The sequence below is a fragment of the Neobacillus sp. 114 genome, from assembly GCF_030127045.1.
Lineage (GTDB): Bacteria > Bacillota > Bacilli > Bacillales > Cytobacillaceae > Neobacillus > Neobacillus rhizophilus.
On the sequence record NZ_CP126144.1, the window covers coordinates 4,725,329 to 4,737,788 of the forward strand.

Annotated in this window: 12 protein-coding genes and 1 pseudogene; 6 read left to right on the plus strand and 7 right to left on the minus strand. The window is 45.3% G+C overall.

All coding sequences use genetic code 11. The annotated features are described in order from the left end of the window. Window positions 1–5: 5 nt before the first annotated feature. A pseudogene (locus QNN06_RS31270) lies at window positions 6–212 on the minus strand (iron-sulfur cluster biosynthesis family protein); the annotation flags it as partial. A gap of 274 nt (window positions 213–486) precedes the next feature. Between QNN06_RS31270 and QNN06_RS23125 the strand changes: the two are divergent. Next, on the plus strand, window positions 487–693 hold the full coding sequence (locus QNN06_RS23125; RefSeq protein WP_213120283.1) for a CDGSH iron-sulfur domain-containing protein: 207 nt from the start codon (window positions 487–489) through the stop codon (window positions 691–693). Between the two features lie 42 nt (window positions 694–735). Here the strand turns inward: QNN06_RS23125 and QNN06_RS23130 are convergent, their stop codons facing one another. Both QNN06_RS23130 and QNN06_RS23135 read right to left on the minus strand, forming a co-directional pair. After that, entirely contained in the window at window positions 736–1,071 is a 336-nt protein-coding gene (locus QNN06_RS23130; protein WP_213120282.1) for a YolD-like family protein, read from the minus strand. 145 nt (window positions 1,072–1,216) lie between these two features. Continuing rightward, window positions 1,217–2,476 carry a Y-family DNA polymerase gene (locus QNN06_RS23135; protein WP_213120281.1) on the minus strand — a complete coding sequence of 420 codons (1,260 nt, stop codon included), beginning with the start codon at window positions 2,474–2,476 and terminating at the stop codon, window positions 1,217–1,219. 159 nt (window positions 2,477–2,635) lie between these two features. Between QNN06_RS23135 and QNN06_RS23140 the strand changes: the two genes are divergently transcribed. Next, the gene (locus QNN06_RS23140) at window positions 2,636–2,827 is read left to right on the plus strand and encodes a YqzH family protein (protein ID WP_213120280.1); all 192 of its coding nucleotides are present in this window, start codon (window positions 2,636–2,638) and stop codon (window positions 2,825–2,827) included. Window positions 2,828–2,867: 40 nt separating this feature from the next. Here the strand turns inward: QNN06_RS23140 and QNN06_RS23145 are convergent, their stop codons facing one another. Together QNN06_RS23145 and QNN06_RS23150 are read right to left on the minus strand one after the other, a co-directional pair. Next, on the minus strand, window positions 2,868–3,662 hold the full coding sequence (locus QNN06_RS23145) for an SDR family NAD(P)-dependent oxidoreductase (protein ID WP_213120279.1): 795 nt from the start codon (window positions 3,660–3,662) through the stop codon (window positions 2,868–2,870). A 35-nt stretch (window positions 3,663–3,697) separates the two neighbouring features. Further along, window positions 3,698–4,660 carry an MBL fold metallo-hydrolase gene (locus tag QNN06_RS23150; protein WP_213120278.1) on the minus strand — a complete coding sequence of 321 codons (963 nt, stop codon included), beginning with the start codon at window positions 4,658–4,660 and terminating at the stop codon, window positions 3,698–3,700. A 488-nt stretch (window positions 4,661–5,148) separates the two neighbouring features. Between QNN06_RS23150 and proC the strand changes: the two genes are divergently transcribed. The 3 genes from proC (at window position 5,149) to namA (ending at window position 8,294) form a co-directional block, all read left to right on the plus strand. Further along, complete coding sequence (gene proC, locus QNN06_RS23155) at window positions 5,149–5,988, plus strand: pyrroline-5-carboxylate reductase (protein WP_213120277.1); 840 nt, start codon at window positions 5,149–5,151, stop codon at window positions 5,986–5,988. Between the two features lie 62 nt (window positions 5,989–6,050). After that, window positions 6,051–7,199, plus strand: coding sequence for a glycosyltransferase family 2 protein (locus QNN06_RS23160; RefSeq protein WP_284036006.1), 1,149 nt, complete (start codon window positions 6,051–6,053; stop codon window positions 7,197–7,199). Window positions 7,200–7,274: 75 nt separating this feature from the next. Continuing rightward, window positions 7,275–8,294 carry an NADPH dehydrogenase NamA gene (namA, locus tag QNN06_RS23165; RefSeq protein WP_284036007.1) on the plus strand — a complete coding sequence of 340 codons (1,020 nt, stop codon included), beginning with the start codon at window positions 7,275–7,277 and terminating at the stop codon, window positions 8,292–8,294. 231 nt (window positions 8,295–8,525) lie between these two features. Here namA and rnz read toward each other — a convergent pair whose 3' ends face one another. After that, window positions 8,526–9,467, minus strand: coding sequence for a ribonuclease Z (gene rnz, locus QNN06_RS23170; protein ID WP_284036008.1), 942 nt, complete (start codon window positions 9,465–9,467; stop codon window positions 8,526–8,528). Window positions 9,468–9,635: 168 nt separating this feature from the next. On the opposite strand from rnz, the gene zwf reads away from it, so the two are divergent. Beyond that, on the plus strand, window positions 9,636–11,129 hold the full coding sequence (gene zwf, locus QNN06_RS23175; protein WP_217033593.1) for a glucose-6-phosphate dehydrogenase: 1,494 nt from the start codon (window positions 9,636–9,638) through the stop codon (window positions 11,127–11,129). A 31-nt stretch (window positions 11,130–11,160) separates the two neighbouring features. On the opposite strand, the gene QNN06_RS23180 is transcribed toward zwf, so the two are convergent. Beyond that, on the minus strand, window positions 11,161–12,429 hold the full coding sequence (locus QNN06_RS23180) for a DNA polymerase IV (protein WP_284036009.1): 1,269 nt from the start codon (window positions 12,427–12,429) through the stop codon (window positions 11,161–11,163). Between the last annotated feature and the right edge of the window lie 31 nt (window positions 12,430–12,460).

The following is a 12,460-nucleotide window of genomic DNA, read 5'->3' on the forward strand; positions in this document are numbered from 1 at the left end:
ATGGATCAGTCTGTTTCTTTTAGGACGAGGCTCATTCGTCCGTTCAGGATTTGCTGCGGACTTTTTAACTGAAAGCAATTACTGGTTGTCGAGAAATCAATTTTCATTTGCTCGTCGAAGAACACCATTTTGTGTTTTTCGATATACACTGGCCTGTCATTCGTTTCAATTTCAACTTCAGTATCGTCTAATTCGCCTGTGAACCACAGAGCGGCAACACCACTGACTGCTCAGCCGCAGCCATCCGTATCGTATTTAAGCTGTAAATAGCCTTCACGTCCCGCTACCCGCTCATTTATTTTTTTGGCAGCCTCTTCGGTTATGATGATTTCCATGCTAACACACTCCCCTCATTTAGGCATATGATGATTGTAGCATATGTTGGTTCGGGCTGTTTTTATTTTGCTCGGTGCCATTTGGTTGCATTTCCCTATTAAACCAGTTATTCTCATGGATAATAAGAATATTTTTAAAGGAGTGCTTCGGATGTCAAAGGTTACTATTAAAGTTAACGATAATGGGTCACTTAGAATTACAGGCGATGTGGAATTGTTGGATGGAGAAGGGAATGTGTATACGACGAAACCATCCTTTTCTCTTTGCCGTTGCGGAATGAGTAAAAACAAACCTTTCTGCGATGGTTCGCATAAAGGGAATTTTGAGTCTCAAGTTCGGGTGCCTAAGGAAGAATAAATAAGGTGAAGAAAGAGCGGCTTTCTAGTTGGAGTCGCTCTTTTATATGTTCGTCATTCGAACGTCAGCAATAGTATCGATGGGAATGCGGTGCACTTCTTGAAATCGATCAATCACATGCAGCCTGTGCACGATTTCGTCCCAATAATGGATTTTACCAATGACGATTTCATAATTTCGGTTCCGATAATGGGTAATTGTCACGTACTGGTCAAATTCGATGGCCTCTGCCAAGATTTCGTTCATGAGCTCAAGCTGCTGCTCATCCATTTCTTTCTGCTGTTCATACTGATCTTCCTTCACCCAATCCCTGAGCATTTTTACATGCTCAGGCAGCATCATCGACGTCCATTTAATTCTGCCACGGTCGCGAATCATTTGCCTCGCCTTCTTTCTCTTATTACTGTTCAGTGAACTTTACTCGCGGATAGTCTAGCTTTACTTGCGGATAGCCTGCTCTTATTTGCGGATAGCCTGACTTTACTCGCGGATAATCCGCTTTTACTTGCGCAAACCAGTTATTTTACATCTTATGCCCGCCCACAAGCGTGGCCCGATGCTTGGCGGTTCCACCGGCGGTATAGGAAACAGCGCGCAGCAGCGAACCCGGACCAAAGCGTCTGCGGACCGCATCTACTACATAGCCAAGCTCTCGCCTTTTGTAAGCCCGCATGTCAAACAGATCAATCTGAAGCTCGCAGTCGTCCTCAATATTGCTAAGCGCAATGGAAATCTGCCGGACGGTTTTGCCGTTATAGTGCTCGTGAAATAGCTCCAGGCAGACACGGTAAAGGTCCATCGTGACATTGGTCGGCTGCTGGACGGTTCTCGAGCGGTTAAAGCCGCCGCCGAATTCATCCTGGCTGTAGCTGACGCCAAGGCTGACCGTCCGCCCCGCCTTCCGCCGTGTTCTCGCTCGCTTGGCAACCTCCTCGCACATCTCCAAAATGACATGCTTAATTTCCTCTTCGTCTTTATAATCCCGCAGCAGGATTTGGCTTTTTCCAAAGCTAATTTGCCCTTCGATAATCGGCGCACCCAAATCGGAAAGGTCGACTCCCCAGGCATGATGATATAGCTGGTTGCCCATGATACCGAATTTCTTCTCCAGTTGTTCTAAGTCATAGCGCGCGAGCTGGCCAACCGTAAAAATGCCCATGCCGTTGAGCGTTTTTTCAACCCGCCTGCCGATTCCCCACATTTCCCGAAGCGGCGACACCTTCCAAAGTTTTGTCTGCACATCATCATAGGTCCACTCGGCAACCCCGTGTTTCTTAGCCTCTAAATCAAGGCAGAGCTTTGCCAGCAACATATTGGGCCCAATCCCGACCGCGCATGGAAGCTGGAATTCCCGCTCAATATCGTCCTTTATTTTTTTCGCAATCGTCTGGGCATCGCCCCACAAATGCAGAGCGCCGTCCACTTTAATAAAGCTTTCATCGACGCTGTAGGTGTGGATGGCTTCCTTTGGAACATAGCGGTTAAACACACGGGAGATTTCTGTTGAAATACGTAAATAGGTGGCCATTTTTGGTTCGACCAGCCGAATCCGCGGATCGTTTGGAATTTCAAACAGCCGTGAGCCCGTCTTGATGCCAAATTCTTTTTTCAATCTTGGGGAAGCGGCAAGCACAACGCTCCCCTGCCGTTCTCTGTCGCCGACAATCGCGATATAGCAGTCGAGCGGATCAAGCCCCAGCATCACGGCAGAGCAACTGGCATAAAAGCTCTTCATGTCGACACATAAAATTTTATTGTGTGGTAGCGTGTTGTAATCAACCATGATTATCCCTCACAGTTTCAAAATTCGAACGTTTGTTCCTTGGTATTATATCTATTATCTTAAGCGAATATGCGTTCGTATTCAATGGAAATTTTTTAAGGCTTACCAAATCTGGCTAAGGTACAAAAAAGCGATATAATGAAGGTGAGGTGCATGTGAATGGATAAAAAGCTGATTGTAAAAATGATTAAGAATTGTTTTAAACAGTATTATGAGGCAGATTCTACACCGATTGGCGATAGAGAGTTGGAGGAGCTGGTTACTCGGATTCTGCAAACGAAGGACGAAGATCCGGATGCGGATTTATATGAGGTTGTGAATGATATGGTGTATGAGTTTTTAACAGGCTAAAATAAAAAAAAGCCTCTGATTCAATAGAGGCCAAACAAATCTACTTTTTATTTAACATCCTCTTCCCAATCCGCTCAAACAGTCTTGGAAACAGAACATAAACAACACTTCCCATATTCATCCAGCGCGGCAGGTTGATTTCCCGCGTTTTCGACAGCATACTGCCGACAACTTTCTGAGCAACGTATTCAGGCTGGAGCATGAATTTTTGGACGTTTTTTACATAAGTGCCCTGTTCATCGGCGATGTTAAAAAAGTTCGTGGCAATCGGGCCCGGATTCACCGAGGTTACCTGAATGTTGTAGTCATCAAGCTCCATCCTTAATGCGTTCGTGTAGCCAAGTACCGCATGCTTGGTCGCTGAATAGACACTCGATTTCGGAGTGGCAATTTTTCCGGCCTGGGAGGCAATGTTGATAATATGACCAAAGCGTCTCTCGCGCATCCTAGGCAAGACCATGCTCGTGCACGCCATCAGCCCGACAACATTCACCTCAAACATGCCCTTAACTTCATCAATCGATGCCTCATGGGCTTCGCGGAAAATCCCAAAGCCGGCGTTATTGACAATAATGTCAACATGGCTGATAACCGCAAAAATATCCCCAAAGACCTTCTCGACTTGGTCGGTATCCGCTACATCCAGCTGAAACACTTCGACCTTAACGGAATACCTTTTTTCAAGCTCCACTTCAAGCTGCTTAAGCTTATCGATGCTCCGGGCCAGCAATACGAGATTGGCGCCGCTTGCGGCACAAAGCCGGGCAATTTCTGCTCCGATTCCACCGGAAGCCCCAGTTATGACAATATTTTTATCCTTCAATCGTCCGTTCATCAATAAAACACCTCATCAGGGTCATCCCACCCGCCTTAAAGCTTGGCGTAATAAAGAACGGGATGAGTATCTTTACTACTAATTTCTCCGATGGATGCCAAATAGTCAAGCTGGGCGACGGTTTCCGATATCGTCAGCATCAATTCGCGTTTATAAACACTCGGGAATAGCCGTTTGCAGATGTCAAAAACAGTCAGCTGTTCTTCCTTCAGCCAGCTGTTAACTGTCATCGCCCGTTCGTGCTGGCGGATAAGCCGTTTCTCAACAAGCTCTGCTAATTCGTAGACATCTTCGCCATGCCCGGATTTTACCACCTGAATCGGATACGACAGTAATTTTTGCATCGAATGATTATGCTGCAGCTGCGGCTTTGGCCGCTCCATTTCCCCTGGTGCCGGCGGTTCGAGCAATGGATTTGGGGATATATGAGCGATGATCAAATCGCCGCCAATCAGAACGCCATCCTTTTCCCGATAAAGGGCAATCTGGCTCTGGGCGTGCCCTGGTGTTTCAATGACCTGCCATTCCGACAGGCCCAGCGGTCTCATCCCTTCTACAAGCTGGCCAGTTAACGGACGATTGCATATGTATCTATGGCCTTCCCTGAAAAAAGATGTCAACGGAAAATACTCATTTGGCAGCCCAAACTCTTCAAACAGTTCTTTGAAAAAAGCCTCTTGTTCCTGTAAAAATGTTTCCGTTGGCTGAATCCAGCGCTCATTCAACGGATGGCCGTACACATCAAGTTCGTCTGGAAAAAAATCAAGCAGACCGCAATGGTCCGGATGGTGATGGGTAAGGATTACCTGTTCAATATCTTGCGGCTGCAAATCTAAATCAGCCAGCTGCTGGGTAAGGGAGTTCCACGCTTTTTCGGTTTTCGGCCCTACATCTACTAAGGTCAGCCGTTCCCCTCTTATTAAATATACATTGACATCCCCGACTGGAAATGGGGTCGGCAGTGTAATTTTGGCAACGCCGTCGTTCCATTCTGTCATCTAAAAAACTCCTAACGTTATTTTTGAATAAAGAATAATTATGCATAGAGCATGATAGTTATGTATCGTCCAATAATAAAATAAAGTGTACATATTTTATTCACCATTGTCATTATTTTTACATAACTTTTTCGAAAAAACAAAAAATTGGCAAATTTATCTCTTGACAGACAAGCCATTTTTCCTGCATAATCACTATTAAAATTTGATTCGTTCACATGCAATGAGTAAGGCCAGTAGATGGAAAAAGGCGAAAGAGAGTGAAGTCCGGAGGCTGAAAGACTTCACCGCCCTCTTGAACATCGAACCTACCTTATGAGCATTTAGGCAAACCTAACGTATCCCGGCGTTAACGGTGTTGAGTAAGCCCAACTGCGAAAATAGCAGCCGGGCAAATGAAGGTGGTACCACGGAAGCTAAGACCTTTCGTCCTTTACGGATGAGGGGTCTTTTTTATTTTATTCACGGTGAAAAGGGGGAATTTTTTCATGAAAAAGATGGCGATTATCGGTGCGGGTTCGATGGCGGAAGCCCTTATTTCAGGAATTCTTGAAAATGGTTTAATAGACCGGAAAAATGTATGGGTGACCAACAACTCTAACCAAGAAAGATTAAATGACTTGGAGAATCGGTATGGTGTTGTTGGAACGTACGATTTAAATGCTCTTTTTTCAGGGGCGGACATTGTCATGCTGGCGATGAAACCGAAGGATGCAGCGAGTGCGATCGATTATATTTGCGACCATCTGCGTGGTGATATGCTGATTGTATCCGTTCTTGCAGGTGTTTCGACGGAATCAATTGAAGCTCTCGCCGGAAAGCCACTATCCATTGCAAGGGCAATGCCAAATACATCGGCAGCAGTCGGAAAATCCGCAACGGCGATTGCCGTGAATGGTCGTGTTTCAGAAGAACAGCTTGAAACAGCTCGACAGCTTTTCGGGACAGTCGGATTGGCGGAGTTTGTAGAGGAAGTCCAGCTTGATGCGGTAACAGGTCTATCCGGGAGTGGCCCAGCCTATATTTATTACTTGATTGAAACAATGGAAAAAAGCGCGGTCGAGATTGGCTTGGAAAAGGAAATGGCGAAACAGCTGATTGTGCAGACGTTAATCGGCGCCGCTGAAATGGTCAAGAACTCTTCCAAATCACCGGAGCAATTACGCCGGGAAGTGACAAGCCCGGGCGGAACCACTGAGGCGGGTATTCGCGTCCTTGAGGAAAACGGCGTGCAGAAAGCGTTCATTTCCTGTATTAAAGCTGCGGCAGCCCAATCTAAAAGAATGGGAGATGCCTTATGCAGCCAGCTGCAAGTTGGGAAACGTTAGGAAGAGACTTTTTTAAAATTTTGGTAAACTAAGAGTAAGACGCAAAACAAAGGATTGTGGAAATGGAAAACATACTTATTCTATTGTTTTCATTAGGCCTCTTCGTTTGGCTTGTATTTCTCTTAGATGCAATGATCGGCTTAAGAAAATTAGATTTGTTAGAGCGGGAGGAGCCTCTTGATTGCGGGCCATTATTATCGGTCGTTGTTGCGGCTCGGAATGAAGAGAAACATATTAAAGCAAGTATTTTAAGCCAGCTTGATCAGACCTATAAAAATGTCGAGTGGATCCTGGTGAATGATCGCTCCACTGATGAAACCGGAAAATCAATGGAGCAATTGGCACACCAGGATTCAAGGGTTAAAGTCATCCATGTTCACGACCTTCCCGATGGCTGGCTTGGCAAAAATCACGCCTTATTCGCTGGTGCACAAAATGCACAGGGTAAATGGCTGTTGTTCACCGATGCTGATATCAAATACGAAAAAGAAGCATTCGCGAAGGCACTCCATTATGCAGAAAAGCACCAGCTTGACCATTTAACCGCCGCGCCGAATTTATCCGCAAAAAGCTTCTGGCTGAAAACCTTCGTCGCCTTTTTCCTGTTTGGGTTTTCCTATTTTAAACGCCCGTGGCTCGCGAATAATCCAAAATCGAAAACCGGAACAGGCATTGGCGCCTTTAACCTAATTTGCAAAGAAGCTTACGAAACATTCGGCACGCATGAACGGATCAAGATGCGGCCCGACGATGACCTGCAGCTGGGAATGCTTTTAAAAAAAGAGGGTTTTCGGCAAAGAATTGTTACAGCACTCCAACTAATTGAAGTGGAGTGGTACGGCAGCCTTCACGAGGCTTTCGTTGGTCTCGAAAAAAACACCTTCGCCGGATTAAACTATCGAATCAGCATGGTGTTTTTCGCTATTTTCGGAGTATTCACCACTAATGTTCTCCCTTTTATTACGATTTTTTCCGGAAATAAAACCATTGCCCTGCTTAGTTTAGGAAATATCCTCCTAAGCGGCATTCATTACTTCATGATTATCAGAAGAATGACGGTATTCTCTCCTGCCCTGTTTTTCGTTTTGCCACTTACCGCCTTATTGTTTATTTATTCCATCATCAGGGCAAGCTGGCTGACCTTTAAACGGGGCGGGATTGTATGGAGGGGAACGACTTATCCGTTAAGCAAGCTGAGAGACCATGAGTAAGCAGGATTTTTTCATGAAATAACAGCATTTGCTATACTATTAGTGGCTTATTTTTGAAAATTAGGAGGTTCGCAAATGGCAGCAAAATTATTTTCTCCTTACACCGTTAAGGGGATTACCTTTAAAAATCGGATAGTCATGGCGCCGATGTGTATGTACTCCAGCCATAATGAAGATGGTCATCTGCAAAACTGGCATCGCACCCACTATACATCAAGAGCCGTCGGGCAGGTCGGCCTCATCATTGTCGAGGCAACGGCAGTCAGTCCGGAGGGACGGATTTCACCGCAGGATTTAGGAATCTGGAGCGATGAGCATATCGCAGGCTTCCAGGAGCTTGCCGGACTTGTTAAAGAACATGGCGCCAAAATTGGCATCCAGCTTGCCCATGCCGGCAGAAAAGCTGTTTTAGAAGGCGAAATATTAGCTCCTTCTGCTATCGCTTTTAATGAAAAATCAAAAACGCCGAAGGAAATGACAAAGGACGATATCACAGCAACCGTCGAAGCTTTTAAAAAAGGGGCCGAACGGATTAAAAAAGCGGGCTTTGATGTGATTGAAATTCACGGGGCCCATGGGTATTTGATTAATGAATTCTTATCCCCGCTTTCCAATAATCGAACGGATGAATACGGCGGATCCGCCGAAAACCGCTACCGTTTCTTGCGCGAGGTTATTGATGCTGTTAAATCCGTTTGGGACGGCCCGCTGTTTGTCCGCGTTTCTGCCAATGATTATCATGAAGACGGATTAACACCGGAAGATTACATTACATTTGCCCAGTGGATGAAGGAGCAGGATGTTGATTTAATCGACGTCAGCTCCGGTGCGATTGTTCCGGCGCGGATTAATGTTTACCCGGGCTATCAAGTTAAATATTCGGAAACTATCAAAAATGGTGCCGACATCCAAACAGGCGCGGTCGGACTAATCACTTCTCCGCTCCATGCCGAGGAAATTTTGCAAAACGAACGGGCTGACCTGATCTTTTTAGCACGCGAATTGCTTCGTGATCCCTACTGGCCGCGCAAAGCAGCGAAGGAGCTCGGCGTTTCCATCGAGGGTCCAAAACAATATGAGCGTGGCTGGATTTAAGTAACAAAAGCGCAAGCGCCCTGGTCAGCGGCGTATGGCCTGGAGCTCTCCAACTGAGATAAAGGAAACACGAAGAGCGCAAGCGATTCGATGTTGACTTATCATAGGGCGGAGAGCGAAGGACACTAGCCGTTAGGGCGCTGGAGCTGGACGTGTCTATCCTGGTAACAAGTTACCTACAATGACTTAATCTAAAATTTCCTAGACCACCACTAGAAAAGCACTTACCGATTATGGTAAGTGCTTTTCTCCTTTTAATGGAATGTTAATCTCCTTAAAATCCTCGGCAATATCGGTATTTGAAAAGATTTCAGCTGCCTCTTTGACTAATTCCCGCCAGGCATGCTTGTCATAACGGGAACTGATATGGGTCAGGCAAAGCTGCTTTACTTCTGCCCGTTTCGCCACTTCGGCAGCCTGATGGGTTGTGGAATGGAAGTAGTCAAATGCCAGTTGGTCTTCCCCCTTTGCAAATGTTGCTTCATGAACCAGCAGATCTGCCCCTTTAGCCAAGAAAATCGCATTTTCGCAGAATCTTGTGTCACCAAGGATTGTCACAACCCGGCCCTTCTGAGCAGGTCCGAGAAACTCGTTAGGTTCAATCACCCGCCCATCTTCAAGCGTAACGGTTTCCCCATCTTTAATTTTTTTAAAAATTGGTCCTGGCTGTACGCCTGCTTCCTTCAGTTTATCTGCCAGCAAGGTTCCCGGTCTGTCCTTTTCAGCCACCCGATATCCGTAAGACATAATTCCATGGTCGAGCAGGCGGGCTTCCACGGAAAATTGCTCATCTTCAAAAACAATTCCTTCTTCAATATCGACCACTTTCAACGGGTACTTTAAATAGGTTTGGCTGATAGAAAGACTTATTTGAAGGAAATCTCGAATCCCTTTCGGTCCGTAGACTGTAACCTCCGTTTCTCCACCCTGAAAAGACCGGCTCGATAACAGTCCAGGCAATCCGTAAATATGATCACCGTGCAAATGGGTAACGAATATCTTTTCAATTCGCCGCGGTTTGATGGATGTATGTAAGATTTGGTGCTGGGTTGCTTCGCCGGCATCGAACAACCAGACAGAACCGCGCTCCTCCAAGAGCTTGAGGGCAATTGATGTCACATTGCGAAGCTTGGCCGGCATACCTGCCCCTGTTCCTAAGAAAAAGACATCCACAATAAAAACTCCTCTCTTCTCCGTACCACTTTTCATTATCGTTACTATATCATAAAGTATAAACCAATGCTTATTTGTTTCCTCCAAAAATGATACATGCTATTTTAGATATTAGCGAAATCTAAGATATATAAAAGCTATTATCGCTAGGAAAGAGGTTTATACATAATGGATCAAAATCTGTCATCATTAATCATGATTTTTGGAGCAACCGGGGATTTATCCAAACGAAAGCTGTTTCCATCCCTTTATCGATTATATGAACGCGGCCGTTTAGACAAATTTGCCGTGATTGGGATTGCCAGAACCCAGCAATCCCATGAAAAATTCAAGCAGTCCGTTAAGGATTCTGTCACTGCTGCATTAGGAGAAAAGCCAAACCTTGATGAGTTTGTGTCCCACTTCTACTATCAAAGTCACGATGTGGCGGATTCCAATTCCTATGCCGCTTTAAAAAAACTGGCGGATGAAATAGACGGTCACTACGGCCTTGAAGGCAACCGCATTTTCTATCTGGCTATGGCTCCTGAGTTCTTCGGACCGATTGCCCTTCATTTAAAATCAGACGGCCTTACCGATGTAAAAGGCTACAAGCGGCTTGTCATTGAAAAACCGTTTGGACATGACCTCGAATCGGCAATGGAATTAAACAAGCAAATCAGGACTGCTTTCTCTGAAAATGAAATTTACCGGATTGACCACTATTTAGGCAAAGAAATGGTCCGCAATATTGAGGTAATTCGTTTTGCTAATGCTATCTTTGAACCGCTTTGGAATAACCGCTATATATCCAATATTCAAGTGACCTCCAGCGAAACGCTGGGTGTTGAAGAACGGGGCCGCTATTATGAATCAAGCGGCGCACTAAGGGATATGGTGCAAAACCATATGATGCAAATGGTCGCCTTGCTGGCGATGGAGCCGCCAATCAAACTGACAACGGATGAGATTCGGTCTGAAAAAGTTCGTGTTTTCCGGGCATTACGTTCTGTAGAAGGTGAGCAGGTAAAAGAATATTTTGTCCGCGGGCAGTATGGTGAGGGAACAATTTCCGAAAAGTCGGTTCCAAGGTACCGTGATGAACCGAATGTGGATCAGGAATCCAATACCGAAACTTTCGTAGCCGGGAAAATCATGATTGACAATTTCCGCTGGGCCGGTGTTCCTTTTTACATTCGAACAGGAAAAAGAATGACTTCCAAAACAACTAAAATTGTTGTCCAATTTAAAGACATCCCGATGAATTTGTATTATCAGACGGAAAAAATGCTGAATCCAAACCTATTGGTCATTCACGTTCAGCCGGAAGAAGGAATTACCCTGCATCTCAATGCCAAAAAAGCGGGCGGCCACTTGGAAGCTCAGGAAGTGAAACTGAGCTTCGCCAATACCGGTATCCATGCCATGAACACGCCGGAGGGCTACGAGAAGCTTCTCTACGATTGCATGCGCGGTGATGCCACAAACTTCACTCATTGGGATGAAGTGGCCTACTCTTGGGCGTTTGTCGATAAAATCTCTCAAGTTTGGGAAAATGAAAAAGCAGAATATCCAAATTATGAATCTGGATCAATGGGACCTAAAGCGGCAGACGAGCTGTTGGAAAAGGATGGATTTTTCTGGTGGCCAGTGTCCGATATGTATGTTGATATTTGTAAATAAAAACAAAAGCTCCGCTTGGCTTATTATTAGGCTAAGGGGAGCTTTCTTTGTTTTTTTGTAAAAAATCTTTATTAAAGCTAGTCGCAGTACCTCGGTTTTCGTCAGAATCGGAATGGTGAGTGCCTGCCGTTTCGATAATATTTTTTCCATATTTGTCGCGAAGGCTGGAAAGGGTTTTAAGCAGCGGTTCTTTTTTGGCGTCCTTTTCATAGGAAAACAAATCCAGCTGTTTATAAGCGTTGTCATGTTCCACTAAGTCAGTTCCGGTGATTCCTAACAATCTAACCGGGTCTCCGCTCCAATGTTTTAAAAGAAGCTGTTTGGCTAATGAAGCAAGTTCCTCTTTTTGGGCGATTGGATTAGCTAGTTTCTTACTTCGGGTGATGGTCTTTCGATCTTTGTAACGAATGGTTATACCGATGGTAGTTGCCAGTACATTTTTTCGTTTCAGCCTAACTGAAACAGTTTCCGCGAGCGATTCCAAGACATGATATAGCTCCTGCTGGTTACTGACGTCTCGTGGCAGGGTGGTGGAATTGCCGATGCTTTTAAATTCATCAATCGACTCCGGGTCGACAGGCCGGTGGTCATTTCCATTTGCCCGCTCTTTTAAACGAATACCATTGATGCCAAGCAGTGTTTTTAGCTGAATATCATTGGCTTTTGCCAGTTCACCAATGGTTTCAATGCCGATGGTTTTTAGTTTTTCGGCTGTCTTTTTACCCACACCGTGCATTTCGTTTGTATTTAAAGGCCAGAGTTTGGAGGGAATATCACGCTTGCGAAGAATCGTGATTCCCATCGGTTTTTTCATATCAGAAGCCGTCTTAGCCAGAAATTTATTAGGGGCAATCCCGATGCTGCAGGGTAAATCTAGCTGCTCAAGGATTCTTTTTTGAATGGTTTGGGCGATTTCGATAGGACTGCCGAACTCAAAGCTTTCGGTAATATCCATATAGCCCTCGTCAATGGATACTGGCTCAACTAGGTCTGTGTACTGTCTGAGGATAGCAAACATGCCCATCGAGGCCGCCCGGTAGCGGTCAAAATTAGGTGATTTGACAATTAGCTGCGGGCAAAGCTTTTTCGCTTCCCAAAGGGGCATCGTTGTTTTCACGCCAAATTTTCGCGCTTCATAGCTGCAAGTGACGATAATTCCTCTGCGCTCCTCAACGTTTCCGGCGATGGCAAGCGGCTTTCCTTTTAGCGAAGGATCGTACGCCATCTCCACGGAGGCATAAAAGCTATTCATATCCACATGTAAAATGACCCGCCCATTTTTTGGGTACATTTCCTTCATGAAAGGCACATCCCTTATGAGTTTTGGATTC

Bases quoted from the DNA above. Each gene is read 5' to 3' on its own strand.
- QNN06_RS23125 (WP_213120283.1), top strand. From the start codon at position 487: ATGTCAAAGGTTACTATTAAAGTTAACGATAATGGGTCACTTAGAATT.
- QNN06_RS23130 (WP_213120282.1), bottom strand. From the start codon at position 1,071: ATGATTCGCGACCGTGGCAGAATTAAATGGACGTCGATGATGCTGCCT.
- QNN06_RS23135 (WP_213120281.1), bottom strand. From the start codon at position 2,476: ATGGTTGATTACAACACGCTACCACACAATAAAATTTTATGTGTCGAC.
- QNN06_RS23140 (WP_213120280.1), top strand. From the start codon at position 2,636: ATGGATAAAAAGCTGATTGTAAAAATGATTAAGAATTGTTTTAAACAG.
- QNN06_RS23145 (WP_213120279.1), bottom strand. From the start codon at position 3,662: ATGAACGGACGATTGAAGGATAAAAATATTGTCATAACTGGGGCTTCC.
- QNN06_RS23150 (WP_213120278.1), bottom strand. From the start codon at position 4,660: ATGACAGAATGGAACGACGGCGTTGCCAAAATTACACTGCCGACCCCA.
- proC (WP_213120277.1), top strand. From the start codon at position 5,149: ATGAAAAAGATGGCGATTATCGGTGCGGGTTCGATGGCGGAAGCCCTT.
- QNN06_RS23160 (WP_284036006.1), top strand. From the start codon at position 6,051: ATGGAAAACATACTTATTCTATTGTTTTCATTAGGCCTCTTCGTTTGG.
- namA (WP_284036007.1), top strand. From the start codon at position 7,275: ATGGCAGCAAAATTATTTTCTCCTTACACCGTTAAGGGGATTACCTTT.
- zwf (WP_217033593.1), top strand. From the start codon at position 9,636: ATGGATCAAAATCTGTCATCATTAATCATGATTTTTGGAGCAACCGGG.
- QNN06_RS23180 (WP_284036009.1), bottom strand. From the start codon at position 12,429: ATGAAGGAAATGTACCCAAAAAATGGGCGGGTCATTTTACATGTGGAT.